Here is a 26259-nt window from a genome sequence, read left to right as displayed (position 1 = left end):
GACGGGGCGGCCCGCGACCAGACCCCCGACCGTTCCGAGCAGGTGATGGTCGACGCCGCGACCGAGGCCACGCCCCTCACGTCCCGCCGCCCCGCCATGGCCGGTGCGGTCGACTGGGCGCTGGCCGCCCGAACCGGTGCGGCGCTGGTGCCGTCGGGCCCGCGCACCACGCGCTACTCCGCAGAACAGGTGGTCGAGGAGCTGTCGGCGGCCTCCGCCCGCGCCGAATCCCCGGTGCGAGAGGTGAGCCTGCTGGCCGACGACCGGGCGGTGCCGGAGGCGCGCATCGTGGACCGGCCCGGCTGGATCGGCGCGGCCGCGGACTCGATGGCGCAGCTGATCGGCGACCCCGATCCCGACCGCGGCCGGTTCACCGGCAAGCCCGCGGGTGTGCAGGCCGGCGCGATGCTGGCGTTCCTGTCCACCGCGATTCTCGGCCAGTACGACCCGTTCAGCGGGCCGGACGGCACGCTGCTGCTGGTGGCGCCCAACATCGTGGGCGTGGAACGGGCACTCGGCGTGTCCCCCAGCGATTTCCGGCTCTGGGTGTGCCTGCACGAGGTGACACACCGGGTGCAGTTCTCCTCGGCGCCCTGGCTGGCCGGCTATATGAAGCGCAACGTCGAGGTGCTCGGCGAGGTCGGTGACGAGCCGCTCGACGAGATGCTGTCGCGGGTGCTGGACGCGGTGCGCGAGCGGCGCCGCGGCACCCGGGAACACAGCGACGATCCCGCCGATCGCGGCGTACTGGGACTGCTGCGGGTCACCCAGGCGCCGCCGCAGCGCGAGGCGCTGGACCGGCTGCTGATGCTCGGCACGCTGCTCGAGGGCCACGCCGACCACGTGATGGACGCGGTCGGCCCGGCGGTGATCCCCTCGGTCGAGCAGATCCGGCGGGCCTTCGACCAGCGTCGGCGCCGGCCCGGAAATCCGTTGCAGCGGTTGCTGCGTGCCCTGCTCGGGGTGGACGCCAAGGTGGCCCAGTACGTGCGCGGCAAGGCGTTCGTCGACGAGGTGGTCGGCACGGTCGGCATGCAGCGGTTCAACACGGTGTGGACCGACGGCGACACGCTGCCGCGCACCGACGAGATCGGCGAACCACAGCGCTGGATCGCTCGGGTACTCGGCTGAGATGGGGCCGCCGGGCGCATCCCGCAGGACGTCGGCGGCGCCCGCCGGAGGACGGCCGCTGCCGCGTACGTCGGCGGCTCTGGATCTGCGGCACGCGCTGCGGGACTGGCTGGCGCGGTATGCACCCACCGGTGTGGTCGCGGTGGCGCTGTCCGGCGGCGCCGACTCGCTGGCGCTGACCGCGGCCGCGCTCGCCGAGGCCGAGGTGGTCGACGCCCTGATCGTCGATCACGGGCTGCAGACGGGTTCGGACCGAGTGGCCGCGGAGGCGGCCGCGGCGGCGGAATCGCTGGGCTGCCGGGCGGTCCGGGTGCTCCCGGTCGAGGTGGGTGACGACGGCGGCCTGGAGGCGGCGGCCCGGCAGGCCAGATACGCCGCGCTCGACGAGGCCCGCGAGGGGCTTCCGGTACTGCTCGGCCACACCCTCGACGATCAGGCCGAAACCGTACTGCTGGGCCTGGCGCGCGGTTCCGGTGCGCGGTCGATCCGGGGGATGGCCGAGTTCTCCGACCCGTGGGGGCGCCCGCTGCTGCGGGTGCGGCGCGAGGCTACCCGGCAGTTGTGCGCGGATCTGGGGCTCCACCCGTACGAGGATCCGCACAACCGGGCGACCGAGTTCACCCGGGTGCGGCTGCGGACCGAGGTGCTGCCGCAGCTGGAGGAGGTGCTCGGCGGCGGCGTGGCGACGGCGCTGGCCCGCACCGCGGAACAGCTACGCGAGGACGGCGACGTCCTCGATATGCTTGCCGGGCAGTTGCTGGACACCGCGACCGACGGTCCGGAGTTGTCGATAGAGACTCTCACCACTGCCCCCGCGGCATTGCGTCGGCGCGCCATCCGTGCCTGGTTGTTGGCTGGGGGCGCAAAGGCGTTGACCGACAAGCATTTACGCGCCGTGGATGCGCTGGTCACGGATTGGCGCGGACAGGGCGGAGTCGCCGTCGGCGGCGGAAAGCCGGGGATCCGGTTGGTTGCCACGCGCGAACATGGGAAGCTGACCCTGCGTTTTGCACGATAGTGATCCCGGTGGCGCCGGCGCCGTGATCGGACTTCAGTGAAGGGAAACCAGCGCACGTGTACGGGGACGACATCGCGTCGGTGCTGATCACCGAGGAACAGATCAAGGCGAAGGTCGAGGAACTGGCCGAGCTGATCGCGAAACGCTATGCGGGAGATGCCGCAGGGGCCGGCGGGACGAGCTCCTCGATCGGGCCCGAGGGCGATCTGCTGTTGGTGGGCGTGCTCAAGGGCGCGATCTTCTTCATGACCGATCTGGCTCGGGCGCTGCCCATTCCGACCCAGATGGAGTTCATGGCGGTGTCCTCCTACGGATCGTCCACGTCCTCGTCGGGCGTGGTGCGCATCCTCAAGGACCTGGACAAGGACATCGCCGGGCGGCACGTGCTGATCGTCGAGGACATCATCGACTCCGGTCTCACGCTGTCGTGGCTGCAGCGCAATCTGTCCAGCCGCAACCCGGCCTCGCTCGAGGTGGTGACGCTGCTGCGCAAGCCCGACGCGCTGCGCTCCCAGGTCGAGGTCGCGCACGTGGGGTTCGACATCCCCAACGAATTCGTGGTCGGTTACGGGCTGGACTATGCCGAGCGCTTCCGGGACCTGCCGTACATCGGCACGCTGGATCCCAAGGTGTACAGCGGCGAGTGACCGGGCCGCGGGCCCGGTCGACTAACCGCATTCGGCGTGTTTTGTCGCGCCACACAATGTGTGTGATAAATGTCACAGTTTGATTGCACTGTCCGCGTGTCTCCGCGTGTCGAGTGTTGCTGAGACCCGGTGGTCTGCATCGCGGGCGAGGAAACTCATCTGTCGCCGGTGGGGAGTGGCCCGGATTACTCCTGGTCGCCTACTTCTATGGCCCGCCGGGTCGGTTGAAGATTGGATTTTCTGCGAATTCGCGGAGGCGGCCGTGCGCCCGTTTTGTCTAGGTAATATGCTGGCAGTAACAAACCTGATGGCTGTTTTCAGGCGAACTTTTAAACTTTGAGGTCTGAACCAGCTGGATTTTTAGAACCGATTCTGATAGCAAGGGGCTATGGACCCGCATTTGCGCGACTTGCGGTATTTCGTCGCCGTCGCTGAGGAACTGCACTTCACGAATGCCGCTCAGCGGCTGCACATCGCTCAACCCACCCTCTCGCGGCAGATCCGCCAGCTCGAGCGGCAGCTCGACGTGGTGCTGTTCGACCGGAATCAGCGCAGTGTCGCGCTGACCGTGGCCGGTAAGGAATTGCTCGAGGGTGCGCGCAAGATTCTCGAGCTGTGGGAGGTCACCAACGTCGCCCTGCAGGAGGCGGGCGAGGTGCTGCGGGTGGGAATTCAGAGTTCGATCGGCCGCGGCCTGATCGCCGATCTGGAAAGCGCCAGCGGGCACCGGCTGGCGCTGCACTCGGCGTCGTGGACCGATCCCTCCAGCGGGCTGTCCGGGCGTCAGGCCGATCTGGCGCTGACCTGGCTGCCGGTCCCCGACGCCGGCCGGTACCGCTGGCAGGTGCTGCGCACCGAGCCGCGGTGGGTGCTGCTACCGGAGAATCATCCGCTGGCCGAGCGGGAGGCGATCGAATTCGCCGACCTGGCCCACGAGCCGTTCGTCGCGATGCCCCCGGAGGCCGGCGCCGCGCGCGAGTTCTGGCTGGGCAACGACGCCCGCGGCGGCCGGCAGCCGAAGATCGGCGGCGAGGCGGCGACGGCGGAGGAGCGCCTCGAGGCCGTGAGTCTGGGCCTGGGCGTCTGCCTGCTGGCGGAGAACAACGTGCCGATGTATCGGTGGCCCGGATTGTCGGCGCGCCCGGTGACCGGGCTGCCGCCGTGCGAGCTGGCGGTGGCCTGGCGGGCCGACGACGATCGGCCGACGATCCTCGATTTCGCCAACCGCGTGCTCGCCGGCGGATTCGGCGCGCCGGACAAGGCTCAGGACTGAGCGGAGTCTCCGGGCGCGCCGGCGACCCGTCGCCAGGGGCGTGCGGCCTCGAGCTGAGCGGCCAGGCGCAGCAGGGTGGATTCGCTTCCCGGTGGACCGGCCAACTGTGCGGCGAGCGGGGTTCCGGTGCGGGGATGGATGCCCATCGGCACACTCAGTGCCGGCCAGCCGACGAGATTCCACAGCGCGGTGAAGGGCGCGAAGCGAATGCTGGTCCATGCGTTGGCGACCCAGCCCCGGCGGTGCCAGGCGGCCGCGCGCGGTGGCGCGGCGGCGAGTGTGGGCGTGAGCACCACGTCGTGGTCGTCGAAGTAATCCAGCAGCCGGGACTCGATGCGGTCGATCTGTCCGGGGCGGACCAGTCCGGTGCGCAGCACCGCCCGGCCGAGGGCCAGATGTGCGCGGGTGCGCCGCTGTAGCAGCCGGGGATTCGGCAGCGCGGCGGCCTCGCGCACCGGGTTGGCCAGCCAGCGCAGCGCCAGCGCGGTCGGTGCGCCGGCGTCGGGCAGATCGGCATCCGCCACGACATGTCCGGCGGCCGCGGCGGTCTGCGCCGCCGTGCGTGCCGCGCCCGCCCACCGCGGGTCCACCCGCAGCAGCGGCGACGGCGCGGTGACCGTCACGCCTATGCGCAACTGCGCCGGGGGATCCAGTTCGGCCAGCGCGGGACGGTCGGCCAGCACCGACAGCATCAGCGCGGCGTCGGCGACCGTGGTCGCCAGCACGCCGTTCTCGGTCATCCCGTCCCAGGAGTCCAGGCCGACTTCGGCGGGTACCACGCCGCGGCCCGGCTTGACCCCCACGACGCCACAGCAGGCGGCCGGGATGCGGACCGACCCCAGGCCGTCGTTGCCGTGCGCCACGGGCACCAGGCCGGCGCCCACGGCGGCTCCCGAGCCACCCGACGAACCGCCCGCGCTGTAGCGAATGTTCCAGGGTGAGCGGGCGATTCGTTCGGGCGTGTCGGTCGTGCCCCACAGCCCGAACTCCGGTGTCTCGGTGAGCCCGACGATCACCGCCCCGGCCGCGCGCAGTCGTCGCACGACCGGATGGTCCGCCGCGGCAGGCTGTCGATCACCGGCCAGCGATCCGGCCAGGGTCACCTCGCCCGCGACGTCGATGTTGTTCTTGACGGCGAGCGGCACACCGGCCAGCGGCAGCATGTCGAGGTCCGGCCGGTCGGCCAGCTCCGCGGCCTCGGCCCGGGCCCGCTCGCCGCGAACCAGGCTGAAGGCGTCGACCTTCGGGTCCCCGGCCCGGATGCGATCGAGTGCGGACTCGACGATCTGCTCGGGCCGCAACGCACCGTCGCGCACCGCGGCCGCGATCGCCGTCGCCGTGGTCGGATCCGGTACCCGTGGCGATGCCGGGTCGGTCGCCTCGTTCGCGCCCACCGGTACCTCCTGCGTGGCGCCGGTGCCGGGCGTCGGTGTCTCAGGGGAGGTATTCGCTGGTGAGATGCCGTCCGCTAGCGCCGTGCCGTCGTTGTGCATCCTGCTTGCCCCCGTCGCGTCGTGGTCGAAATGGGGTGGTTGCGTGTCGACGCGCAAATTATCATTTCGGGCAACGCTCGGGGATGATGGTCTCGGGTGTGGCGGATTCTATCCGCCCCACCGCCGACCGACCGGTGCGGATTTCGGTCCGCGGTCGGTGCGACAGGTCTGGATGGGTGCGGATATGGTTGACGGCTCCGACTTCGGTGGGTTCTTCGGACGCCCCACGGCCGGAATCGAATTCGGTGCGGTGTCCGCATTCGCCACGGCGTGGGAGTCCGCCTCCCGGCCGCCGGTGATCGCCGACTACCTGCCCGACGCCCGGACGTTGCGGCGGGACGCCCTGCTCGAGCTGATCCGGATCGACATGCGCTACCGGTGGTTGTCTCGTTTGTCCGCTCCGGGCGCGGAGCGGTCCGCGGTACCGACCAAGCGGCTGCGCGAATACTGCGCGGAATTCCCGGAGCTGGCGCCGGAGACGATTCCGGCAAGCCTGGTGTACGAGGAGTTCGTGATCCGCCGCCACAGCGGGGAACGAGTGGATCCGCGCGAATGCCTGCGCGAATATCCGGAGCATGCCCGGCAACTGCGGGAACTGCTGAACGCCGATGACGAGGATCGCAGCACCCGGCGGGCCGGCCCCGATCTCACCGACACCGCGCGACCGCCGGACGATTCGGGCACCTGGACCGCCGCGTCGACCCGTACCACCGCCGACCTGCTGGTCGAATCCGTCGAACCGTCGGGCAGCCGGTTCGATGCCCTGGACGCCATCGAGATCGGCCAGCGCTTCGACGATTTCGAGCTGCTGACGGCGCTGGGCAGCGGCGCTTTCGCGCGGGTGTTCCTGGCCCGGCAGCGCAGTATGCAGCGGCTGGTGGCGGTGAAGCTGTCCGCCGACCGCGGCGCCGAACCGCAGACGCTGGCCCAGCTCGACCACGACTACATCGTGCGGGTCTTCGACCAGCGGCTGCTCGAGGAATTCGATCCGGCCGCGGGCACCGATCCGCGGGCACGCCGACTTCGCCTGCTGTACATGCAATTTCTGCCCGGCGGCACCCTGCTCGGGGTGTTGCGCTGGGTGCGCGCCACCCCGGCGGCGCTGCGCAGCGGGCGGCTGCTGTTGGACGCCGTCGACGCCGCGATGGAGGAGAAGGGGGAGATCCGGCCCACCGACTCCAGCGTGCGCGCCGAGATCGCCGGCCTGTCCTGGCCGGAGACCGTGGCGTGGCTGGGGCGGCGGCTGGCCGAGGCGCTGGCGTACGCCGACGTGCAGGGAGTGCTGCATCGCGATGTGAAGCCGGCCAACGTGTTGCTCACCGCGGAGGCGGTGCCCAAGCTGGCCGATTTCAATATCAGCTTCAGCCGCACCCTGACCGGCACGAGTCCGGTCGCCTACTTCGGCGGTTCGCTGTCCTACATGTCGCCGGAGCAGCTGGAGGCATGTCATCCCGGCTGTGACCGCACGGCCGATGATCTGGACACCCGCGCGGACATCTACTCCCTCGGCGTCGTCCTGTGGGAACTGCTCACCGGCGCAAAGCCTTTCGACGACGATACGGCCGACGAGTACGGTGATGCGACGACCCTGGCCAGGATGCTGCGGCGGCGTCGCGCCGGAGTGGAGGACGAGGCGCTGGAACAACTTCCGGCCGACTGCCCGGCGGCACTGCGCCGGGTGCTGCTGACCTGCTTGGCGGCTGAACGTGAAAACCGCTGGGCGAGTGGGGAGAAGCTGGCACAGCAGCTACAGCTGTGCCTGGATGAACGGGCGCGTGATCTGGTCGATCCGCCGCCGGGCAGCTGGCGGCTGTTGCTGCGGGCGTGGCGGGTGCCGCTGGGTGCACTGGCCATCGCGATTCCGAATGTGGCCGCGGCGCTGTACAACATCCAGCACAACAGGTCGCTGATCATCGAGCGGCTGGGCCAGCCGTCCCAGCAGACGTTCATTCTCGTGACGGCTGCGGTGAACGCGGTACTGTGGCCGATCGGAGTCGCGGTGCTGGCGTATCTGTCTCGCCGCCTGATCACGGTGCCGCGAGGGCTGAGCCGGGGACGCGAATACGATCCGGCGGAGCTGGCGCGAGCGCGGGTGGATGCGCTGCTGATGGCGGATCGTGTGGTGATGGTGGCCTTTTCGGCGTGGGTTGTTGCCGCGATCACCTTTCCGGTCGCGCTGCGGCTGGCCACCGGGGAGGTCGGCATGCAGGCCGTGCTGCATTTTCTGTCCTCGGTCCTGGTGTGCGGCGCGATGGCGGTGGCCTATCCGTTCTTCCTGGTGGCGCTGTACACGATGCGCTGCATCTATCCGGTGTTCCTGCGGCACGGCGACGTCAGCGCCGGCGATGCGCAACGGCTGCGCCGATTGGGCCGGCGCGCCACCAGTTACCTGGCGGTGGCGGCATCGGTACCGCTGCTCGCGGTCGCCGGGGTGACTCTGCTTCCGCCGGAAGATATTCCGCGGGTGGTCGTGGCGGTCCGGGTGCTGAGTGTGGGCGCGATCGTCGCGTTCGTGGCGTCCTATGTGCTGTTCCGGGCGCTCGAGGCCGATCTGCGCGCCCTGGAGCGGGTGGTGGACCCCGCTGCGGCTCAGCGCATGTCGCATTTCAAGGGGAGCAAGTGACCGCGCCGTTCGCGCGGATCGTGAACCTGTCGCATGTGCACGACCCGGCTACGACACCGTTGTACCCGGGCGATCCCGAGTTCACCGCCGAGACCGTCGCCACCATCGAACACGACGGGTACTACCTGCGCCGGGTGTGTCAGGGCGAGCACACCGGGACTCATTGGGGCGCACCGATTCACTTCGATCCGGACGGCCTCGCCGCTGATCGGCTCGGCCCCGAGGACCTGCTGCTTCCGGCAGTGCGGATCGATGTCCGCGCGCAGTGCTCGGGGAATCGGGACTACGCGATCACCGTGGCGGATCTCCAGTCCTGGGAGCGGCGGTTCGGGCCGATTCCGCGCGGCGCCGCCGTCGTCGCCTGGACCGGGTGGGACGGGCTGTGGGGCACACCCGCTTTCGCCGGAACGGGTGAATTCTCGGGTCACCAGCCGGGATTCGCGCCAGCGGCGGTGCGCTGGCTGCTCGACACCGGCCGATTGGGACGCCGGGGAGCCCTGGGGATCGACACGTTCGGGCCCGATCTCGGCACCGACGAGTCCTACACCGTATCCAAGCTGCTGTATCGCGAGCACCGCATCAGCCTCGAATGCCTCGCCAACCTCGCCGACCTGCCGGATACCGGTGCGTGGGTGCTGGCGGGTGGTGCGATTCACCGCGGCGGATCGGGGTCGCCCGCGGGAGTGTATGCGCTGATTCCGTGCTGAGCGGCCGCCGACGGTGCCGGCCGATGCGCCCGATTCGCTCAGGGAACCGGTGCCGCTTGGGGAGCCGGCGGCCGGGCCGATCGGATCGTTGTGTCGTTCGGATAGTGGTGCCGCTGCCCACCACTCGACAGTCATTCCGGCACCCTCGGCCGGGATACCCGTGTTGTAGACGGATTCCGGCCGAGAGCGCCGATATGACGGTGTTCGGCTGTGTCGGTGTGGTGGCGCTCGGATGGTTCGTGCGCGTTCCCCAGCCGTGGACGGCTGGGGAGGGATGCGGCGGGGACAGGCCGACTGGCGGGATCGGCCGGCGGTCCCGGTAGGGTCGGGCACGTGGTCGGTGAGGGCGAGATATCGCTGACGGAACTGGCGGCGCGCGTGCGCGACCGGGCCGCGAACCGGGACGGTCGTTACGTGCTCGGCATCGCCGGGCCGCCCGGCGCGGGCAAGTCGACGCTGGCCGCGGCCCTGCGCGACACCGTGAACGAGCAGGCCGGCAAGGCCGTGGCCGAGGTGGCGCCGATGGACGGATTTCACCTGACCAACGCGGAACTGCGGGTCGCGGGCGCGCTGGCCCGCAAGGGCGAGCCCGATACCTTCGACGTCGCCGGATATCTGGACGGCCTGCGCACCCTCCGGGAAACGCCACCGGGACAGCGTGTTTCGTTGCCCTCCTACGACCGCCTGCGGCACGAGCCGGTGCCCGGCGGGGTGGTGTTCGACCGGCAGCGGATCGCCATCACCGAGGGAAACTTCCTGCTGTTCGACGATGTCGGGCCGGCCGGCTGGTCCTCGGTGCGGGAGTACCTCGACGAGGTCTGGTATGTCGACGCCCCCGCCGATGTACTACGAAAACGCCTGGTGCGCCGACATGTTCACGGCGGTAAGAGCGAGCAGTTCGCCCGGTCGAAGGTGGCCGACAGCGATCTGCTGAACGCCGAACTCGTCGCCACCACCCGCGAGCGCGCGGATCTGGTGCTGCGGGCCGCCGGGCGGCGCTACCGCGTCCTCTGATCGGCTGGTCATGTCCGCGGAGGCCGAGAAGGCAGGTGCCGCATCCATTCTCGGGTACCGAGATATTCGCACGACAGCGTCGCGACGGCCGCCGCGTTGCGTAGCGCCTCCGGGAACGGTTGCCCGGCACTGTGATAGTGGCAAAAGGCGCCGTGCAGAATATCGCCCGCGCCCAGCGTATCGACGGCGGTCGCGGCGGGCGTCTCGATGTCGACCCGGTGGCCATCGGCCGAACAGTGCATCGAACCGCCGCCCCGCGTGATCGCCGCCTGGCGTACGCCGTGGGCGCGCAGCCGGTCGAGTACCTGGTCGGGGGAGCCGTCGGTGTCCGGCGGTGCGAAGGCGGCCGAGCAGATCGCGATATCGGTCAGCGGCAGCAATTCGGCGTGCACCGGCCGCCACCGACCGGCGTCCAGCACCACCGTGACCCCGGATTTCCTGGCGGCCGTGGCGAATCCGATCGCGAGTTCGGGATAGTGGCCATCGATCAGCAGGACGGCGGCGTCGTTGAGCGGCCCGAGCTGGCCCGCCTCGAACGGCGCCGATATCTCCGCGCCGTCCAGCGACACGATGGTGCGGGTGCCCGTCTCGGTCGCCACGACGATGGACGAGACCGGCGGTTGACGGCCGCTCGCCGGCGTGACATCCAGCGGGGCGACCCCGTGATCGTCGAGGTCGCGCCGGATCATCTGTGCCAGTGGATGTTCGCCGAGCGCGGTGATCAGCGCCGGGGTGCGGCCGGACAGGAACGCGCAGGCCACCGCGGCATTGGCCGCCGGCCCGCCCGCCCCCAGAAACTGGTTTTGCGCCTGGGTCTTACTGTCCTCGTCCGGATAGCGCCGCACCGCGTACGCGATATCGAGCGTAGTGAGCCCGACGAACACCGCTGTGGCCATAGGGCGAGAGTAACCACCGAGGCCCCGTCCGGGCGGACCGGCGCGGTCTACTCCGTCCCGGTGCGCACGCGTTGCTCGTAGGCCTTGCGGACGCCCGAGTCGACGTCGTCGAGGAAGGCGCGCTGCGAACCCATCGCCCGGCCGATGCTGTCGGCGACCGATTGCGGCATCAGGCCGAAGACCTGCGAGAACACCCCCGCCACGCGGGTGATCCGGACCTTGGAGCGGGGCTGGACGAGCAGCTTGGTGATGGCCTCCGCGATCTCCTGCGGCTCGGCGGGCCGCAGCAGCTTCGGCGCCGTCACGCCCGAGCCCAGGTCGGTGTTCGTCAGCGTCGGCAGCACCGAGGAGAACGACACGCCGCTGCCGCGATACTCCTCTCGCAGCGTGTCGGTGAAGCCGAGCACCGCGTGCTTACTGGCGTTGTAGGTGGCCAGGCCCGGAATGTGGGTCTCGCCGGCCAGCGAGGCGATATTGACGACATGCCCGCTGTGGCGCGGCAGCATGCGCTCCAGCGCCAGCTTCGAACCCAGGATCACGCCGTACACGTTGATGTCGAGAATGCGCCGGGTGAGCGCGTCCGGCTCGTCGATCAGCTTGCCGGTCGGCATGATTCCGGCATTGTTGATCAGCACGTCGATCGGGCCCAGCTGCCGCTCCACCTCGTCGAGGAAATTCGCGAACGACTGCTGATCGGTGACGTCGAGCCGACCGTAGTGGTCGAACTCCCGCGCGGTGCCGGACTCCTTCACCGCTGTCTCGTCCACGTCGCCGATGGCGATCCTCGCGCCCAACCGCTGCAGCGCGGTGGCCGTGGCGAGGCCGATCCCGCGGGCTCCACCGGTGATGACGACTACCTTGCCGCGGATCGTTCCGAACTCCGTCACTTGCCCTTACCTCCCACGGTGTTGATCACGTCCCGGACTCCCAGGCGCCGCAGGCCGCGGGCGCCGGCCGCGCGCATGGCCGTCAACGCGAAGCCGAGTTTCCTTGTGCTGTAGGGGAACCAGAACAGTTCCTTCTGCTGGGTCGGCAGTATCGGGGCGGTGACCGCCTGCTTGCGGCAGTACTTCCGCAGCCCCTCCGCGCCGCCCCACCGGGCGCCGACGCCGGACTGCTGCCAGCCACCCATCGGCAGCGCGAAGTTGAACAGGTTGGCGAAGACGTCGTTGACGTTCACCGCGCCCGCATCCAGTTGCCGCGCAATGCGTTCGCCGCGCGCCCGGTCGCCGGTCCACACCGACGCCGACAGCCCGTAGATCGAATCATTCGCCAGCGCAACGGCTTCGGCCTCGTCGGCCACCTTCATGACCGGCAGGGTCGGGCCGAAGGTCTCCTCGGTCATGCACGCCATGCCGTGGTCGACATCCACCAGCACGGTCGGTTCGAAGAAGGTGCCGACGCCGGTCGGCCTGCCTCCGGTCACGGCCCTCGCGCCCTTGGCGATCGCGTCATCGACGTGGCGGGTTACGACGTCGCGCTGCGCGTGACTGGCGAGAGCGCCGATGTCGTAACGGGATTCGCGGCCGTCGGCGCCCTGGCGTAATTCGCGGACGTGCTCGGTCAGCTTGGTGACGAATTCGTCGTACACCGGTGCCTCGACGTACACCCGCTCCACCGAGATGCACACCTGCCCGGCATTGAACAGGCCACCGAACGCGATGCCGTAGGCGGCGCGATCGAGATCGGCGTCGGCGAGCACCAGCGCCGGATCCTTGCCACCGAGCTCCAGGCTGTAGGGAACGAGCCGCTCCGCGCATGCCGCGGCGATCGCCCGGCCGGTCCGGGTGGATCCGGTGAACTGCACGTAATCGACGGTATTCACCACGGCCGCACCGGTTTCCGCGGCGCCGGTGGACACCGACAGCACCGGCGGCGCGCCGATCTCGGACCAGCCGCGGGCCAGCTCCAGGGCCGACAGCGGCGTCACCTCCGACGGCTTGAGCAGTACCGCGGCGCCCGCCGCGAGCGCCGGAATCACGTCCAGTGCAGGCATGGCCAGCGGGAAGTTCCAGGGCGTGATCACCCCGACGACCGGGTACGGCCGATAGACGGTGGTGAGCCGCTTGACCCGGGCCAGCGGGCTGTGCGGTGACGGATGCTCGTCGGCGAGGAACTTCCCGGCCCGGCGCGCGTAGTAGCCGATCAGATCCACCGCGAAGCCGGGGTCGATGAGCGCGTCCATCCGCGGCTTGCCGGTCTCCGACTGCAGCACGTCGGCCAGGTGATCGGTGTTGTCGATCAGCCAGTCCTGCAACTTCAGCAGCCACCGCTTGCGGCCCGCGGGACCGATGGCCTCCCATTCCGGCTGGTGCTGCCGCAACCGATCGACCTTCGCCGCGACCTCGTCCGCGGAATCCACGGTCACCCGGCCGACCTCCTCGCCGGTCGCGGGGTTGTGAACCTCGATCTCGGCCGCCTGCGGTCCGTCTGCCTCGGCCGCCTGTGGTCCGTCTGCTTCGGCGGCCTGCGGTTCGGCGCTCTCGGCCGGCTGTCGCTCGGGGATCGTCGTCGTTCCCTGCGGCGCAGTGGTCGCCGATGCATCGGTGGTCGCGGCTGCCTGCGGTTCGGTGGTCCCGGTCGCTGGTGGTTCGGTGGCCTCGGCTGCCTGTGGACCGGTCGTCTCGGTTGCTCGGGGCTCGGCGTTCGCGGCGGTCTGTCGCTTCCTGGGCGCCGTTTCCCGCGGTTCGGTGACGTCGGTCGGCTGTGCCTCGGTGGTCGGTGTTTCGGTGGCCTCGGTCGGCGGCGATCCGGTGCGGTTGTTCGTCCGTGGTTCGGCTGCCCGGGGCTTGTTCGAGGTGGTGTCTTTCGGCTCGGTTCGCTTCCGGGGGGCCGCTTTTCGCGGTGTCTTCCTCGGCGGTGCCTTCTTGTCCGAGGTGTCCTTCGGTGCGGCCTCTTCCGGCGCTGCCTTCTCCTCCGGCGCGGTCTGCTCTGCTGCGGTCTTCTTGGCCGGGGGCTTCGCCGGCGTCGGTTTCTCCGCCGCGGTCTTCTTCGCCGTGGCCTTCGTCGGCTCCGATGTCTTCGCCGCGGCCTTTTTCGCCGGAGCTTTTTTCGCTGGAGCTTTTTTCGCCGCGGTCTTCTTTGCCGGGGTCTTCTTTGCCGGGGTCTTCGCCGCGGCGCGGGAACCGGTGGCCTTGCGGGCCGGGGTCCGGCCGTCGGAGTCGCCGGCGGCATCCGGGGAGTTCCCCGGGTCTCTCGCCTCGGGGGCCGGGTCGGTATTCGTCACGATCTGCTCTTCCCAGGTGCGCTGCGGTGCGACTGTGAACTACTTCACTGACCTATGATCGTGACACAATCGCCGGTCGAGTTCTCGGCTTCTACTGTCAACCGGTGTGGGTGATCTTGTGCTCGGGAGAACAAGTTCGGAGGTTTCCCAGGGCGATCGGGGCGACCGACGTGCCGGTTCGCCGGTGGATCGTCGACTTCGTCGCCGAGACCCTGCGCACCGAAACCCTCGAACACGCGGTGCACCGGCTCGACGAGTCGATCATCCGGCGCATCCCGGAATTGGCCGATCGTGAAATGCGCCGGGATCTGGAGGCGAGCACCCGGGCACACGCCCTGGTGGTCCTCGGCGGCGATGCGGGCGCTGATCGATCGTGAACTGGGGCGTACCGGTGCTCCCGGATGCTGCGTCCGCACGCCTACCCGCGCTGCCGTCGCGGTCCGGATGCCACCGCGAAAACCCTTGGTCTACACAAAAATACGGTCCGCTATAGAATTCAGCGGATCGAGCAGCCGCTCGGTCACCCGATCGAGCGCCGCAGCGCGCGGTGGCAGATCGCTCACGTCGATCTACGGTGTCCGATCTCGAGCGGTCGGCGCCGTGCCGAGGGCGTCGGCGCGCTATCCGCCGGACCGGAGTCGCTCGTCAGCGACGCAGGGGCGAATCGGTGGTGGGCGGCAGGCCGCGCTCCGGCAGCTCCGACAGCAGCGTGGTGGTTGCCGCCGCGACGGCCGCCACGGCCTTGTCGAAGGCGGGCTTCGTAGTGGACGACAGGCCGGACAGCCCACCGACCTTCCGCACGTATTCCTGTGCGGCCGCGTATATTTCCTGCTCTGTCGCAGGGGGCTCGAGCCCACGCAGGACGGTGATGTTTCCACTCATGGCCAGAGATTAGCGCTAGGTTCCCAGCCACGACAGGCTAAGACTGTACTGATGTGAAAATTGTGTGTTGCGCTCTCGCGCTACCCCGTGGGCGCGTCGTGGCAAACACGCGACGGGGGAGGCAGCGCAATCCGGCGCGGTGGGACACAATCGGAGATATGGCTGCCCGCGACGTCCCGACGCTGACCACCTTCCCCTACGAAGAGCTGGACCGGCGCGAGGAGGACCATTGGTCCGGTGCGCAGGTCTCCGACGACGAGCTGCGCGCGCTGTCGCTGGGCGCGTTCTATTCGTCGCGCTGGGACGCCTTCCACGATGCGCTGCTGCTGGGCCCCGAGCGCGAGCATCCGATGGGCGACCGTCGCGAGCTGGCCATCGACACCCTCACCGGCGCCTGGGGCATCACCGACGGCACCGAGGCGATGGCCTCGATGGAGCAGCTGCTCGACGGCATGCACTCTCCGCTGTACGCCCTGGTGCACCCGCTGGTGTCGGCCTCCATCAACGCCCCGGAGCGCGACCGGTTCGGCGAGCGCGCCGACCGGCACCGCGCGTTCCTGCGGCAGGTCGGCTCGTTCCGCGGCATGGACAATCCCGAGGCGCTGGTGCGCGACTACGACATCTGGTCGCAGGCGATCAAGCTCGGCCTGATCGAGCACCTGGTGCAGCCGCTGCCCTCCGATATCGAGGCGTGGGATCTGGCCCGGGTGGTGGCGGTGGCGCGGATGGCGTTCACCGCCGGCTACCTCGATGCCGATGTGGCCTGGGACTACGTGATGCGGACGCTGGCGCCGGCGCAGCGCCGGTACCGCAACTGGCGGCAGTTCGGTGATTCGTTCCTGACCGGCTGGACCTACTGGCAGGCGTGCGAGGATCTGGCCGAACTCAAGTCCGGCGGGGTGGACCGCCGCATGGAGCTGGTCCGGCTGTGGATGCGCCCGACCAGCCCGTGGCGTCGAATCTCGTTGCAGCCCAGCGACTGAGGCTCCGCAGGCTGAGGCTCCGCAGTACGGCCCGGCACCGCCGGTATGGCACGGGCCCGGCGCCGCCGGTATGCGCTCAGTCCGGTAACGAGCGCAGGATGCCGCGCCCGTAGCGCTGGAACTGTGCGTCGTCGACCATCCCGAGCGAGTGCCGCTCCACCAGCAGCTCCCATTCCGAATACAGCTGTGTCACACCGGGATCCGGCGGCGCGACGGCGCCGTCGGCGGATACCCGCTGGATGGCGAAGGTGAGTGCGCCGACGGCGCGGTCGGTGTCGGCCCGGTCGATGCCGGTGAAGTGCAGCGTCACATTGCCGTCGGATACGTCGATGCCGTATTCGCCGGTGCTGCCGGTGTCGTCGGTCAATCGCGCCGACAGCAGTGCCGCCACCGGCATCTCGTAGGCATAGTGGCTGCCCGAACCGCCGCCGGAGACGAACAGCATCCGTCCGGTGGTGACCGCGAGCAGCCCGCGCCCCCGCCCGGTCGGCGGTTCGGCGTCGACCCATGCCGTCTCCAGCGCGAATTCCTCCGGCGTGACGAGCCGATGTAAGTCGGCGATCGCCGAGCGGGCCTCGCGGCGGGGCACCATCCGGCGCACCGCGCGATCCACGTCGGCTCGGGTCGGCCCCGCCCGGCCCCAGGCGGGGGCGGGCGGGGTGAGGTCGGGCATGGACATGTCGATGCGCTGAGTCGCCACGATCTGGGCGTTGATCCGCTCCACGATCACGGTGGCGGCCGGCACGTCGTGTTCGGCGATCAGCACCGGTAAGGGCGTGCGATCGGCCGGGGTGCCGGTCAGCAGCGAGGTGGGGTACCGCAGGTAGATTTCTATGACGACGGCGTCGTCGGAGCGCCGGTTCAGGCGGACCTTGAGCAGATCGGAGATCGGCACGTCGAGCACGCGCTCGCCGTCGGTCCCGCCGGGGCGCAGCACCTGCAGGCGCCCGCCGCCGTGACGCAAAATCGCTGTGGGTGTCCGTAGCTCGACTATGTCCATACCCCCTGCGCTCATCTTGTGTCGTCGGTCACAATGGGACGTGCATGCCATGATTGTTACCACTTGGGCTGACACCTCCAGGTATCCGCCCGATAGGCCGGGAACCACTCGCGTTCTCCGACCGTTTACCAGTTGAACTGCATCAGCTGCCGAACTGCGCGATGTAACGAGTAGACCGTACGCGGTAACGTGGCATGTCCGCATCCGTTCCGCCGGACCCGCCGGGGTTTCGGCACGGAGGCGGACCCGCCCGAAGCATCGTAGGCACGCACCGGATACACCGGAAAGGACTGGCCCCGTCGGCCGACGCTCTATGAACCGCAAGACAGTGTTCCGCAACCTGGCCATAGTCGCGGGCATCCTGCTCGTGATCTACCTGGTCACGTACTTCAGCAACGACACACGCGGCTGGAAGAACGTCGACACGTCGGTGGCGCTCACCCAGCTCCAGGACAAGTCCAATGTCAAGCAGGTCCAGATCGATGACAAGGAACAGCAGCTTCGCATCACCCTGAACAAGGGCAACGACGCGACCGGCGGCCAGGCCCAGATCATCGCCAAATATCCGGGCGGCAGCGAGGTCTCCTCGCAGATCCTGAGAGACGTTCAGAACTCGGGCGCGCCGTACAACACCAGCGTCAAGCAGGACAGCTGGTTCACCCAGGTGCTGCTGTTCGTGCTACCGATGGTGATCCTGCTGGGGTTGTTCGTCTTCGTCATGGCCCGCATGCAGGGCGGTGGTCGCGGCGGCATGATGGGCTTCGGCAAGTCCAAGGCCAAACAATTGTCCAAGGACATGCCCAAGACCACGTTCGCCGACGTGGCCGGCGCCGACGAGGCGGTCGAGGAGCTCTACGAGATCAAGGACTTCCTGCAGAGCCCGGCCCGCTACCAGGCGCTGGGGGCCAAGATCCCCAAGGGCGTGCTGCTGTACGGCCCGCCCGGCACCGGTAAGACGCTGCTCGCCCGCGCCGTCGCCGGTGAGGCCGGTGTGCCGTTCTTCACCATTTCCGGGTCGGACTTCGTGGAGATGTTCGTCGGTGTCGGCGCGTCCCGCGTGCGCGACCTGTTCGACCAGGCCAAACAGAACAGCCCGTGCATCATCTTCGTCGACGAGATCGACGCGGTCGGCCGTCAGCGCGGCGCCGGCCTCGGCGGTGGCCACGACGAGCGCGAGCAGACCCTGAACCAGTTGCTGGTCGAGATGGACGGCTTCGGCGACCGCACCGGTGTGATCATCATCGCGGCCACCAACCGCCCCGACATCCTGGATCCGGCACTGCTGCGGCCGGGCCGCTTCGATCGCCAGATTCCGGTCAGCAATCCGGATCTCGCCGGTCGGCGCGCCATCCTGCGGGTGCATTCGCAGGGCAAGCCGATAGCGCCCGACGCCGACCTGGACGGCCTGGCCAAGCGGACCGTCGGCATGTCCGGCGCCGACCTGGCCAACGTCATCAACGAGGCCGCGCTGCTCACCGCGCGCGAGCACGGCAACGTCATCACCGGTCCGGCGCTGGAGGAGTCGGTCGACCGCGTGATCGGCGGTCCGCGCCGCAAGAGCCGCATCATCAGCGAGCACGAGAAGAAGATCACCGCGTATCACGAGGGCGGCCACGCCCTGGCCGCGTGGGCGATGCCCGATATCGAGCCGGTCTACAAGGTGACGATTCTGGCCCGCGGCCGCACCGGCGGTCACGCGATGACCGTGCCCGAGGACGACAAGGGCCTGATGACGCGCTCGGAGATGATCTCCCGCCTGGTGATGGCGATGGGGGGCCGCGCCGCCGAGGAACTGGTGTTCCACGAGCCGACCACCGGCGCCTCCTCCGATATCGACCAGGCCACCAAGATCGCCCGCGCGATGGTGACCGAATACGGCATGAGCGCGCGGCTGGGCGCCGTCCGCTACGGGCAGGAACAGGGCGATCCGTTCCTCGGCCGCACGATGGGCACGGCCTCGGACTACTCGCACGAGGTCGCCCGCGAGATCGACGAGGAGGTGCGCAACCTCATAGAGGCCGCGCACACCGAGGCGTGGGCGATCCTCAACGATTACCGCGACGAGCTGGACAGCCTGGCCACCGCGCTGCTGGAGAACGAGACCCTGCATCGCCGGGAGCTCGAGGGCGTCCTGTCGACCGTCGACAAGCGGCCGCGGATAACGGCGTTCAACGACTTCGGCGAGCGCGTCCCGTCCGACCGGCCGCCGGTGAAGACGCCGCGCGAGCTGGCCGCCGAGCGCGGCGAGCCGTGGCCCGACGAGCAGGAGCAGGCGGTGCGGAAGGCCGCCGCGCAACCGGTTCCGGCCAACGGCTATCCGCCGGAGGGCTACCCGAATCCGCAGCCGGGCTACAACCAGCCGGCTCCGCGACCGGCGGGCTATCAGCAACCCGCGTATCCGCGTCAGAGCGGCGGTACGCACGGGTCGCGGCCCGATTACGGCGCCCCGGCCGGATGGTCGGCGCCGGGCTGGCCGCCGCAGGAGGATCCGCAGTCCGGCCGGCCCGGTTCGGGTCCCCAGGGCTCGGCCGCCCCTGGTTACGGCGGCGGGCCGGGCGGCTGGGCGCCGGGTGGCGGCCAGCGCTACGGGCGCCCGGGCTGGGGCCGTCCCGGTGATCAGGAGGGCTACCCGCAGCCGAACGGCGAGGGGGAAGGCGGCGACTGGGACGGACCGAACGGACGGCACTGAACGACCGGTGATTAGGCTCGACTGTTGAAGCGCCGGGGAATTGCCGGTGTTTCCGTCGCGTTCGAGGCTGCAGGGGCGTCGGCCCGTGATGCCGGGCGCGTCGAGTACTGAGTTGTGGAGGTGTCCTCGAGTGTCGGTCAACAACCGTGTCGTTGCCGGGTCCGATGGGTCGTCCTCCGCGGTCGCGGCGGGTGACGTCGCGCTCCACACCGGGCGGCCGTTCGATCAGGATCGGGCCGAGGCGGCCGTGCGGGAGTTGTTGATCGCGGTCGGCGAGGATCCGGACCGTCCGGGCCTGGCCGATACGCCGGCCCGGGTCGCGCGCGCCTACCGGGAGATGTTCACGGGCCTGTACACCGAACCGGATTCGGTGCTGAACACCACCTTCGACGAGGGACATCAGGAGCTGGTCCTGGTGCGCGACATTCCGCTGTACTCCACCTGCGAACATCACCTGGTGGCATTCCACGGTGTCGCGCACGTCGGGTATATCCCGGGCCCGCACGGGCGGGTCACCGGCCTGTCGAAGCTGGCCCGGCTGGTGGACCTGTATGCCAAGCGGCCGCAGGTGCAGGAGCGGCTCACCAGCCAGATCGCCGACGCGGTGATGCGCAAGCTGGATCCGCGCGGGGCCATCGTGGTGGTCGAGGCCGAACATCTGTGCATGGCGATGCGGGGCATCCGCAAGCCCGGCGCCAGCACCACCACCTCCGCGGTGCGCGGCCTGCTGCAGACCAGCGCGTCCTCGCGCGCGGAGGCCCTCGACCTGATCCTGCGTAAGTGAGCGGCGGCTGATGACCGGTCTGATCACTCCGCGTGCGGGGCGCTCCTGTGTGGTGATGGGGGTCGTCAACGTCACCAGCGATTCGTTCTCCGATGGCGGCCGCTATCTGGACCCGGCGCTGGCGGTCGAACACGGGGTGCGGCTGTACGAGCAGGGGGCCGACATCATCGACGTGGGCGGCGAGTCGACCCGCCCGGGTGCGGTCCGCGTCGATCCGGAGACCGAGGCGTCCCGGGTGGTTCCGGTGATCCGGGAACTGGTCGCGGCCGGCGTTCCGACCAGCGTGGACACCATGCGGGCGCGGGTGGCCGACGCCGCGGTCGATGCCGGGGTCGGCGTGATCAACGACGTATCGGGCGGGCGGGCCGATCCGGATATGGTGAAAGTCGTTGCGTCGGCGGAGGTCCCGTGGATCCTCATGCATTGGCGCGCCGATGCCGACTATCGGCACACCGGTCCGGCCGACCGGTACGACGACGTGGTCGCCGAGGTACTGGCGGAGTTGTCGGTCCAGGTGGATCTGGCCATGGCGGCGGGTGTGCATCCGAGCCGGCTGGTGCTGGATCCGGGATTGGGCTTCGCCAAGAACGCCGAGCACAACTGGGCCCTGCTCGGCGCGCTGCCGGAGCTGACCGCGCAGGGGCTGCCGATCCTGATCGGCGCCTCCCGCAAGCGGTTCCTGGGGGCCCTGCTGGCGGACGGCGAGGCCCTGCGGCCTCCCGACGGCCGCGAGGTCGCGACCGCCACCATCTCGGCGCTGGCGGCCGAGCACGGCGCATGGGGCGTGCGGGTGCACGACGTGCGTTCTTCGCTGGACGCCGTCGCCGTCACCGACGCCTGGTCGGCCCGGCGCCGCGCGAAAGGGGCCGCTCGATGACCGATCGGCGGAGCGAGCGCGGCCCGGCCGATTCCGACCGCATCGAGCTGCGCGGGCTGCGCGCCTTCGGGCACCACGGCTGCTTCGATTTCGAGCGTCGCGACGGTCAGGAGTTCATCGTCGACATCACCCTCCGGCTGGATCTCGCGGCGGCCGCGGCCACCGACGATCTCGCCGCCACCGTCGACTACGGCGCCCTGGCGGGCCGGGCGGTGGCGATCGTGCAGGGCCCGGCGCGCAATCTCATCGAGACGGTGGCCGCCGAGATCGCCGACGACGTGATGGCCGATGCGCGCGTCGCCGCCGCCGAGGTGGTCGTGCACAAGCCGTCGGCGCCGATTCCGCACACCTTCGGCGACGTCCGAGTGGTGGCCGTGCGCAGCCGCACCGACGGCGCGGACGCGGTGCCGGCGCGGGCCGGGTCGGGCAGTCGCACGGGAACGGTCGGATGAGTCGCGCCGTACTGTCGATCGGATCGAATATGGGCGACCGCCGGGCGCATCTGCGCAGCGTGGTCGACGCATTCGCCCCGCACCTCGTCGCGGTGTCCTCGGTGTACGAGACCGCACCGTGGGGCCCGGTGCCGCAGGAGCCCTATCTCAACGCGATCCTGCTGGTCGACGATCCGGTGGCGAGTCCGTGGGACTGGCTGCGACGCGGTCGGGACCTGGAGCGGGCCGCGGACCGGGTGCGCGAAGTGCGCTGGGGCGCACGGACTCTCGACGTCGACGTGATCCGGTGCGAGGAGCGGCGGACCGATGGCGCCCACCCGGTCCGCAGTACCGATCCGGAGCTCACGCTGCCGCATCCGCAGGCGCACCATCGCGCGTTCGTGCTGGTGCCGTGGCTCGAGGCGGATCCCGGGGCGGTGCTCGAGGTATCCGAGGAGCCGCGCCCGGTGCGGGAACTGCTGGCCGCCTTGCACCCCGCCGAGCGCGCCGGGGTGCACCGCACCGAACTGACGCTGCGACCGGCCGCGCCGGAGCGGCCGGAATCCGATCGGACCCGGTCATGAACGCCATGAAGCCGACCCGGCTGCTGGATCTGACGGCGAATGTGCTGCTGGCGGCGGTTGTCGCCTGGGTAGCCACGCGCTGGGCGTATTCCAGCTTTCCGTCCATCTCCGTGATCGCCGGCGCGTCCCTGTATCCGGTGGCCGCGCTGGAGGTGGTGCTGGCGTTCCTCGTCCGGTCCCGGGTGCAGGATCAGCGCGTCGGGGACGGCCCGAAGGATCTGCATCCGATCACCGTGGCGCGGGCGGTGGCGCTGGCCAAGGCGTCGGCGCAGGTGGGTTCGCTGGCCGCCGGCGTCTGGCTGGGTTTCCTCGTCTGGGTGTTCCCGCAGCGGTCGACGCTGCGCGCGGCGGCCGCGGACACCCCGGGCGCGATCATCGGCCTCGTGGCCGGCGTGCTGCTGGTGGCGGCCGCGCTGTGGCTGGAGCATTGCTGTCGCGCGCCGATCGACCCTCCGGACGAACCGGCAACGTGACAGCGACCCTTGCGGACGGGCCTTCCGACCTGGTCGCAAGCTGAATTCGGTCAACCGAGCTACCCTGTCGGGCATGGTTTCACCCTCCCGTAGCAGTACTTCCCGTCGGCGGCGGGTAGACGCGGGAAAATTGGTCGTCGGTGTATTGATTCTGCTCGGTCTGATTGCCAGTGTTTTTCTGGTCTTCAGCCACAACCTGCAACTGATCCGCATCGGCCTGGTGGCGGCCCTGTGGGCGGCCGCGATCGGCGTCCTGGCAGCCACCCGGTACCGCCGCGAGGCGGCCGCTGACCAGGCCAAGGTGCGTGGTTTGCAAACGGTGTACGAGCTACAGCTGGAGAAGGAGATCAACGCCCGCCGCGAGTACGAACTCGGGGTCGAGGCCCGGGTTCGCGAGGAGGTCGGCGCCGACGCCGCCGAACTGGCCGCCCTGCGCGCCGAACTCGCGGTGCTCCGGGAGAGCCTGCAGCGGCTGTTCGACGGCGAACTGCCGGTGGAGCGGCCCGCCCTGCGCGCCGACGCCGTGCGAATTCAGGAACTACCCGGAAAGCGGGCGAACGGTAACTCGCCGGAAGCCGACACCTGGGACGCGTGGAGTGTGCCCGCCGTGCCGCGCGGATCGCTGACGCCGGTCTTCGAGTCCGACCACCCCGAAGCCCCGATGTTCGCCAGCCCCGACGACGATCCGGTGACGGCCGAAACGTCCATCGTGACGCCGGACCGCACCCGGCCGGACTTCGAGGCATGGGCCGAGGCCGAGTACGAGCCCGAGTCCGACGACGAGTCCGGCGAATCCGGTCGATCCGGATCGCGCGCATGGGAATTCGAGCCGCCGTCATCGGATGCCGGATCCGCCGACCGCGGCGCCGATACGGGCGCGTGGAGCAACGGCCGGACCGCTGCCTCCGCTCCGGATACCGATCGTCCCGTTCGGCTGTCCGACCGTCCCGCGGTGGACGGGGCTGCCCGGTCCTCCTTCGGGGACGGTGAGGCTCGGTCCTCCTTCGAGGGCGGGGCTGCCCGGTCCTCCTTCGAGGACGGTGCTACTCGGTCCTCCTTCGAGGACGGTGCTACTCGGTCCTCCTTCGAGGACAGTGCTACTCGGTCCTCCTTCGAGGACAGTGCTACTCGGTCCTCCTTCGAGGACAGTGCTACTCGGTCCTCCTTCGAGGACGGCGAAACCCAGCCCTCGTGGTCGCCGTCGGCGGGTTCGCGTCGCCGCCGCCGCATCGAGTCCGGCGGGGACCATCCGGGCCGCCAGCTGTCGGTGGCCGAGATCATGGCGAATCTCCGCTCGGAGCAGAACAACTCGAACCGCTGAGCAGGCCCGCCCCGGTCGTGTCGGCGGTGGGGAACATCACCGGCCCCGGCCCTGTCCGCGGTGCGCGGCCGGGCCTATTCTCGAAGCGATAACGTCCGGTACCCGCGCGGCGGGACTGGAACGACTTCGAGAGGACAATGGTGACCTCTGATTCTTCGCGGCCCGATGCGGGCCGTGGGCTTTCGGACAGCGGCGGTGTTTCGGGGAATGACCCGGCGCCCGCACGCCTGACGGTGGGAATCGTCTCGGCGGGACGCGTGGGTTCGGCCGTCGGCGCGGCGCTGGAGCGTGCCGGGCACGTCGTATTCGGCGTGTCCGCGATTTCGGACGCGTCGGTGCGGCGGGCGCAGACCCGGTTGCCGGATTCCCGGATCCTGCCGGCCGAACAGGTCGCCGCGCGCAGCGAACTGCTGGTGCTGGCGGTACCCGACAGCGAACTGGCCGGTCTGGTCGCCGGTCTGGCGGCGGCGCGGGCGGTGCGCCCGGGCACGATCGTCGCGCACACCTCCGGCGCGAACGGCATCGCGGTGCTGGCGCCGCTGGCCGAACTCGGCGCCCGCCCGCTGGCGATTCATCCGGCGATGACATTCACCGGGCACGACGAGGACGTGGTCCGGCTGGGCAATGCCTGCTTCGGTATCACCGCGGCCGACGAGGTCGGCTACGCCATCGCGCAATCGCTGGTGATCGAGATGGGTGGCGAGCCGGTGCGGGTGCCCGAGGAACATCGCACGCTCTATCACGCGGCGCTGGCCCACGGCAGCAATCACCTGGTCACGCTGATCGTCGACGCGGTCGCCGCGCTGCGGGCGGCGCTCGACGGCCCGGGCCTGCTCGGTCAGCAGCAGGTGGACGAGCAGCCGAACGGGCTGGCCGAGCGCATTCTGGCGCCGCTGGCCTCGGCGGCGCTGGACAACGCGCTGCGGCGCGGACAGGCGGCGCTGACCGGTCCGGTGGCGCGGGGCGACACCGAGGCGGTCGCCGCCCATCTCGGCGCGCTCGACGAGGTCGATCCGCGGCTGGCGGCCGGCTATCGAGCCCTGTCGCTGCGTACGGCCGAACGCGCAGGCGCCGATACCGCGCTGATCGACCTGTTGACGGAATCCCGTCCGCGCCGTTCGCGGCGCGGCGGACCGGAAGGTGAAAGCGGTGCGTGAGCGCCGCGGGTGCGGTACCCGCTGCCCCCGGACGGCGCGGCCCGGCACGACCACGACAGGCCCCGGACGAGGAGAGAAGGGATGCTGATGTCCGATCCGATGCCGCGTCAGCAGGCGCTGCGTGCGGCTTACCGGCCCGGCGAGACGACCGTGCTGCACGACCCGGCGACGGTGACAGCGGTCTCGAACGCGCTGCGTTCGGCCGGTCGCAAGGTTGCGCTCGTGCCCACCATGGGTGCGCTGCACGAGGGCCATCTCGAGCTGGTGCGGCAGGCGCGGCGCACCAATCAGGTCGTGATCGTCTCGATCTTCGTGAACCCCTTGCAGTTCGGGGCCGGCGAGGATCTGGACAAGTATCCGCGCACCCTGGACTCCGATGTGGAGTTGCTGCGTGGTGAGGGTGTCGAGCTGGTGTTCGCCCCCAGCGCCGCCGAGATGTACCCGGATGGTCCGCGCACGTCGGTGCACGCGGGACCGCTGGGCGCCGAACTGGAGGGCGCGTCCCGGCCGACGCATTTCGCCGGCGTGCTGACCGTCGTCGCGAAGCTGTTCCAGATCGCCCGCCCGCACGAGACGTTCTTCGGCGAGAAGGACTATCAGCAGCTGACGCTGATCCGGCAGATGGTGCGGGACCTGAACTTCGATCTGAAGATCGTCCCCGTGGCCACGGTCCGCGAGCACGACGGCCTGGCCCTGTCCTCACGCAATCGGTATCTCGATCCGGTGCAGCGCGAACTCGCCACGACCCTGTCGGCGGCGCTGGCAGCGGGCCGGCACGCCGGTGGTCTGGGGCCGGACGCGGTGCTCGATGCCGCGCGCGCCGTGCTGGACGGCGTGTCCGGTCTCGACGTCGACTATCTCGAGCTGCGCCGCTCCGATCTGAGCCCGCTCACCGCGCCCGCTCCGCCCGAGTGGAGCGGAAATGCCCGGCTGCTGGTCGCCGCCCGCCTCGGCGGCACCCGCCTGATAGACAACACGGCCGTCTCCCTCGCGCGCGTAGACGGCCATCCGACCACTCCGCATGCCCAGCCCACCCGGGCGAACTCGTAG

General features: G+C 70.1%; 25 protein-coding genes and 1 pseudogene. 20 read left to right on the top strand and 6 right to left on the bottom strand.

The window, feature by feature from the left end; genetic code table 11:
• Positions 1-45 precede the first annotated feature (45 nt).
• From D892_RS0109115 to D892_RS0109100, 4 genes are all read left to right on the top strand, one after another.
• Entirely contained in the window at positions 46-1131 is a 1086-nt protein-coding gene (locus D892_RS0109115) for a zinc-dependent metalloprotease (protein WP_051499559.1), read from the top strand.
• 1 nt (position 1132) lies between these two features.
• Positions 1133-2149 (top strand): tRNA lysidine(34) synthetase TilS, encoded by a 1017-nt coding sequence (tilS, locus tag D892_RS0109110; protein ID WP_051499032.1) that lies wholly within the window; start codon positions 1133-1135, stop codon positions 2147-2149.
• 56 nt (positions 2150-2205) lie between these two features.
• On the top strand, positions 2206-2796 hold the full coding sequence (gene hpt, locus D892_RS0109105; protein WP_024800941.1) for a hypoxanthine phosphoribosyltransferase: 591 nt from the start codon (positions 2206-2208) through the stop codon (positions 2794-2796).
• 388 nt (positions 2797-3184) lie between these two features.
• Positions 3185-4069, top strand: coding sequence for a LysR substrate-binding domain-containing protein (locus D892_RS0109100; RefSeq protein WP_024800940.1), 885 nt, complete (start codon positions 3185-3187; stop codon positions 4067-4069).
• Here D892_RS0109100 and D892_RS0109095 read toward each other — a convergent pair.
• The gene (locus D892_RS0109095) at positions 4060-5463 is read right to left on the bottom strand and encodes an amidase (protein ID WP_051499557.1); all 1404 of its coding nucleotides are present in this window, start codon (positions 5461-5463) and stop codon (positions 4060-4062) included. The two genes, D892_RS0109100 and D892_RS0109095, sit on opposite strands and share 10 nt — an antisense overlap.
• A gap of 283 nt (positions 5464-5746) precedes the next feature.
• Between D892_RS0109095 and D892_RS0109090 the strand changes: the two genes are divergently transcribed.
• The 3 genes from D892_RS0109090 to D892_RS0109080 all read left to right on the top strand — a co-directional run bounded on the left by D892_RS0109090 (position 5747) and on the right by D892_RS0109080 (position 9906).
• Positions 5747-8185 (top strand): serine/threonine-protein kinase, encoded by a 2439-nt coding sequence (locus D892_RS0109090; RefSeq protein ID WP_051499555.1) that lies wholly within the window; start codon positions 5747-5749, stop codon positions 8183-8185.
• Positions 8182-8892, top strand: a complete 711-nt coding sequence (locus D892_RS0109085; protein WP_024800937.1) for a cyclase family protein — start codon at positions 8182-8184, stop codon at positions 8890-8892. The genes D892_RS0109090 and D892_RS0109085 overlap by 4 nt, the downstream gene beginning before the upstream one ends.
• A gap of 333 nt (positions 8893-9225) precedes the next feature.
• The gene (locus D892_RS0109080) at positions 9226-9906 is read left to right on the top strand and encodes a nucleoside/nucleotide kinase family protein (protein WP_198036863.1); all 681 of its coding nucleotides are present in this window, start codon (positions 9226-9228) and stop codon (positions 9904-9906) included.
• An 8-nt stretch (positions 9907-9914) separates the two neighbouring features.
• Here the strand turns inward: D892_RS0109080 and D892_RS0109075 are convergent, their stop codons facing one another.
• Genes D892_RS0109075 through D892_RS40765 form a run of 3 tightly spaced genes read right to left on the bottom strand, consistent with a single transcriptional unit; the run spans position 9915 to position 13212 of the window.
• Positions 9915-10802, bottom strand: a complete 888-nt coding sequence (locus tag D892_RS0109075; RefSeq protein ID WP_024800935.1) for a PfkB family carbohydrate kinase — start codon at positions 10800-10802, stop codon at positions 9915-9917.
• Between the two features lie 47 nt (positions 10803-10849).
• Positions 10850-11689, bottom strand: coding sequence for an SDR family oxidoreductase (locus D892_RS0109070; RefSeq protein WP_024800934.1), 840 nt, complete (start codon positions 11687-11689; stop codon positions 10850-10852).
• A complete protein-coding gene (locus tag D892_RS40765; RefSeq protein WP_051499553.1) occupies positions 11686-13212 on the bottom strand; it encodes an aldehyde dehydrogenase family protein in 1527 nt (508 codons plus the stop codon). Before D892_RS40765 ends, D892_RS0109070 begins: the two co-directional genes overlap by 4 nt.
• Before the next feature lie 319 nt (positions 13213-13531).
• Here D892_RS40765 and D892_RS47650 point away from each other — a divergent pair, with 319 nt between their 5' ends.
• From D892_RS47650 to D892_RS48430, 3 genes and pseudogenes are all read left to right on the top strand, one after another.
• The gene (locus D892_RS47650; RefSeq protein ID WP_198037212.1) at positions 13532-14086 is read left to right on the top strand and encodes a hypothetical protein; all 555 of its coding nucleotides are present in this window, start codon (positions 13532-13534) and stop codon (positions 14084-14086) included.
• Positions 14087-14198: 112 nt separating this feature from the next.
• A complete protein-coding gene (locus tag D892_RS40755; protein WP_036566850.1) occupies positions 14199-14405 on the top strand; it encodes a DUF294 nucleotidyltransferase-like domain-containing protein in 207 nt (68 codons plus the stop codon).
• Positions 14406-14429: 24 nt separating this feature from the next.
• Positions 14430-14525, top strand: a pseudogene (locus D892_RS48430) (helix-turn-helix domain-containing protein); the annotation flags it as partial.
• Positions 14526-14673: 148 nt separating this feature from the next.
• On the opposite strand, the gene D892_RS48425 reads toward D892_RS48430, so the two are convergent.
• Entirely contained in the window at positions 14674-14910 is a 237-nt protein-coding gene (locus D892_RS48425; protein ID WP_036566848.1) for a DUF2277 domain-containing protein, read from the bottom strand.
• 158 nt (positions 14911-15068) lie between these two features.
• On the opposite strand from D892_RS48425, the gene D892_RS0109050 reads away from it, so the two are divergent.
• Complete coding sequence (locus D892_RS0109050) at positions 15069-15893, top strand: DUF1266 domain-containing protein (RefSeq protein ID WP_036566846.1); 825 nt, start codon at positions 15069-15071, stop codon at positions 15891-15893.
• A gap of 76 nt (positions 15894-15969) precedes the next feature.
• On the opposite strand, the gene D892_RS0109045 is transcribed toward D892_RS0109050, so the two are convergent.
• Positions 15970-16908, bottom strand: a complete 939-nt coding sequence (locus D892_RS0109045; RefSeq protein WP_232236037.1) for a hypothetical protein — start codon at positions 16906-16908, stop codon at positions 15970-15972.
• Positions 16909-17206: 298 nt separating this feature from the next.
• On the opposite strand from D892_RS0109045, the gene ftsH reads away from it, so the two are divergent.
• The 9 genes from ftsH to panC all read left to right on the top strand — a co-directional run bounded on the left by ftsH (position 17207) and on the right by panC (position 26259).
• Positions 17207-19582 (top strand): ATP-dependent zinc metalloprotease FtsH, encoded by a 2376-nt coding sequence (ftsH, locus tag D892_RS0109040; RefSeq protein WP_024800930.1) that lies wholly within the window; start codon positions 17207-17209, stop codon positions 19580-19582.
• Between the two features lie 88 nt (positions 19583-19670).
• Positions 19671-20366: a GTP cyclohydrolase I FolE gene (gene folE, locus D892_RS0109035; RefSeq protein ID WP_232236035.1), complete on the top strand. Its 696-nt coding sequence runs from the start codon at positions 19671-19673 to the stop codon at positions 20364-20366.
• A gap of 10 nt (positions 20367-20376) precedes the next feature.
• On the top strand, positions 20377-21243 hold the full coding sequence (gene folP / locus D892_RS0109030) for a dihydropteroate synthase (RefSeq protein ID WP_024800928.1): 867 nt from the start codon (positions 20377-20379) through the stop codon (positions 21241-21243).
• Positions 21240-21695, top strand: coding sequence for a dihydroneopterin aldolase (gene folB / locus D892_RS0109025; protein WP_024800927.1), 456 nt, complete (start codon positions 21240-21242; stop codon positions 21693-21695). The genes folP and folB overlap by 4 nt, the downstream gene beginning before the upstream one ends.
• On the top strand, positions 21692-22258 hold the full coding sequence (folK, locus tag D892_RS0109020; RefSeq protein WP_024800926.1) for a 2-amino-4-hydroxy-6-hydroxymethyldihydropteridine diphosphokinase: 567 nt from the start codon (positions 21692-21694) through the stop codon (positions 22256-22258). Before folB ends, folK begins: the two co-directional genes overlap by 4 nt.
• Before the next feature lie 5 nt (positions 22259-22263).
• Positions 22264-22731, top strand: coding sequence for a DUF3180 domain-containing protein (locus D892_RS0109015; RefSeq protein WP_036568463.1), 468 nt, complete (start codon positions 22264-22266; stop codon positions 22729-22731).
• A gap of 73 nt (positions 22732-22804) precedes the next feature.
• Positions 22805-24052, top strand: a complete 1248-nt coding sequence (locus D892_RS43550; RefSeq protein WP_156959434.1) for a DUF6779 domain-containing protein — start codon at positions 22805-22807, stop codon at positions 24050-24052.
• Between the two features lie 137 nt (positions 24053-24189).
• Positions 24190-25209 (top strand): Rossmann-like and DUF2520 domain-containing protein, encoded by a 1020-nt coding sequence (locus D892_RS0109005; protein WP_051499031.1) that lies wholly within the window; start codon positions 24190-24192, stop codon positions 25207-25209.
• Between the two features lie 87 nt (positions 25210-25296).
• Entirely contained in the window at positions 25297-26259 is a 963-nt protein-coding gene (panC, locus tag D892_RS0109000; protein ID WP_024800922.1) for a pantoate--beta-alanine ligase, read from the top strand.

Source organism: Nocardia sp. BMG51109, assembly GCF_000526215.1.
GTDB lineage: Bacteria > Actinomycetota > Actinomycetes > Mycobacteriales > Mycobacteriaceae > Nocardia.
This window is presented reverse-complemented; position numbering and strand designations above follow the sequence as displayed.

Coding starts and splice junctions, on each gene's coding strand:
- D892_RS0109115 (WP_051499559.1), top strand. CDS start 46: ATGGTCGACGCCGCGACCGAGGCCACGCCCCTCACGTCCCGCCGCCCC.
- tilS (WP_051499032.1), top strand. CDS start 1,133: ATGGGGCCGCCGGGCGCATCCCGCAGGACGTCGGCGGCGCCCGCCGGA.
- D892_RS0109100 (WP_024800940.1), top strand. CDS start 3,185: ATGGACCCGCATTTGCGCGACTTGCGGTATTTCGTCGCCGTCGCTGAG.
- D892_RS0109090 (WP_051499555.1), top strand. CDS start 5,747: ATGGTTGACGGCTCCGACTTCGGTGGGTTCTTCGGACGCCCCACGGCC.
- D892_RS0109075 (WP_024800935.1), bottom strand. CDS start 10,802: ATGGCCACAGCGGTGTTCGTCGGGCTCACTACGCTCGATATCGCGTAC.
- D892_RS48425 (WP_036566848.1), bottom strand. CDS start 14,910: ATGAGTGGAAACATCACCGTCCTGCGTGGGCTCGAGCCCCCTGCGACA.
- D892_RS0109050 (WP_036566846.1), top strand. CDS start 15,069: ATGGCTGCCCGCGACGTCCCGACGCTGACCACCTTCCCCTACGAAGAG.
- D892_RS0109045 (WP_232236037.1), bottom strand. CDS start 16,908: ATGAGCGCAGGGGGTATGGACATAGTCGAGCTACGGACACCCACAGCG.
- ftsH (WP_024800930.1), top strand. CDS start 17,207: ATGAACCGCAAGACAGTGTTCCGCAACCTGGCCATAGTCGCGGGCATC.
- folE (WP_232236035.1), top strand. CDS start 19,671: ATGCCGGGCGCGTCGAGTACTGAGTTGTGGAGGTGTCCTCGAGTGTCG.
- folP (WP_024800928.1), top strand. CDS start 20,377: ATGACCGGTCTGATCACTCCGCGTGCGGGGCGCTCCTGTGTGGTGATG.
- folB (WP_024800927.1), top strand. CDS start 21,240: ATGACCGATCGGCGGAGCGAGCGCGGCCCGGCCGATTCCGACCGCATC.
- folK (WP_024800926.1), top strand. CDS start 21,692: ATGAGTCGCGCCGTACTGTCGATCGGATCGAATATGGGCGACCGCCGG.
- D892_RS0109015 (WP_036568463.1), top strand. CDS start 22,264: ATGAAGCCGACCCGGCTGCTGGATCTGACGGCGAATGTGCTGCTGGCG.
- D892_RS43550 (WP_156959434.1), top strand. CDS start 22,805: ATGGTTTCACCCTCCCGTAGCAGTACTTCCCGTCGGCGGCGGGTAGAC.
- D892_RS0109005 (WP_051499031.1), top strand. CDS start 24,190: ATGGTGACCTCTGATTCTTCGCGGCCCGATGCGGGCCGTGGGCTTTCG.
- panC (WP_024800922.1), top strand. CDS start 25,297: ATGTCCGATCCGATGCCGCGTCAGCAGGCGCTGCGTGCGGCTTACCGG.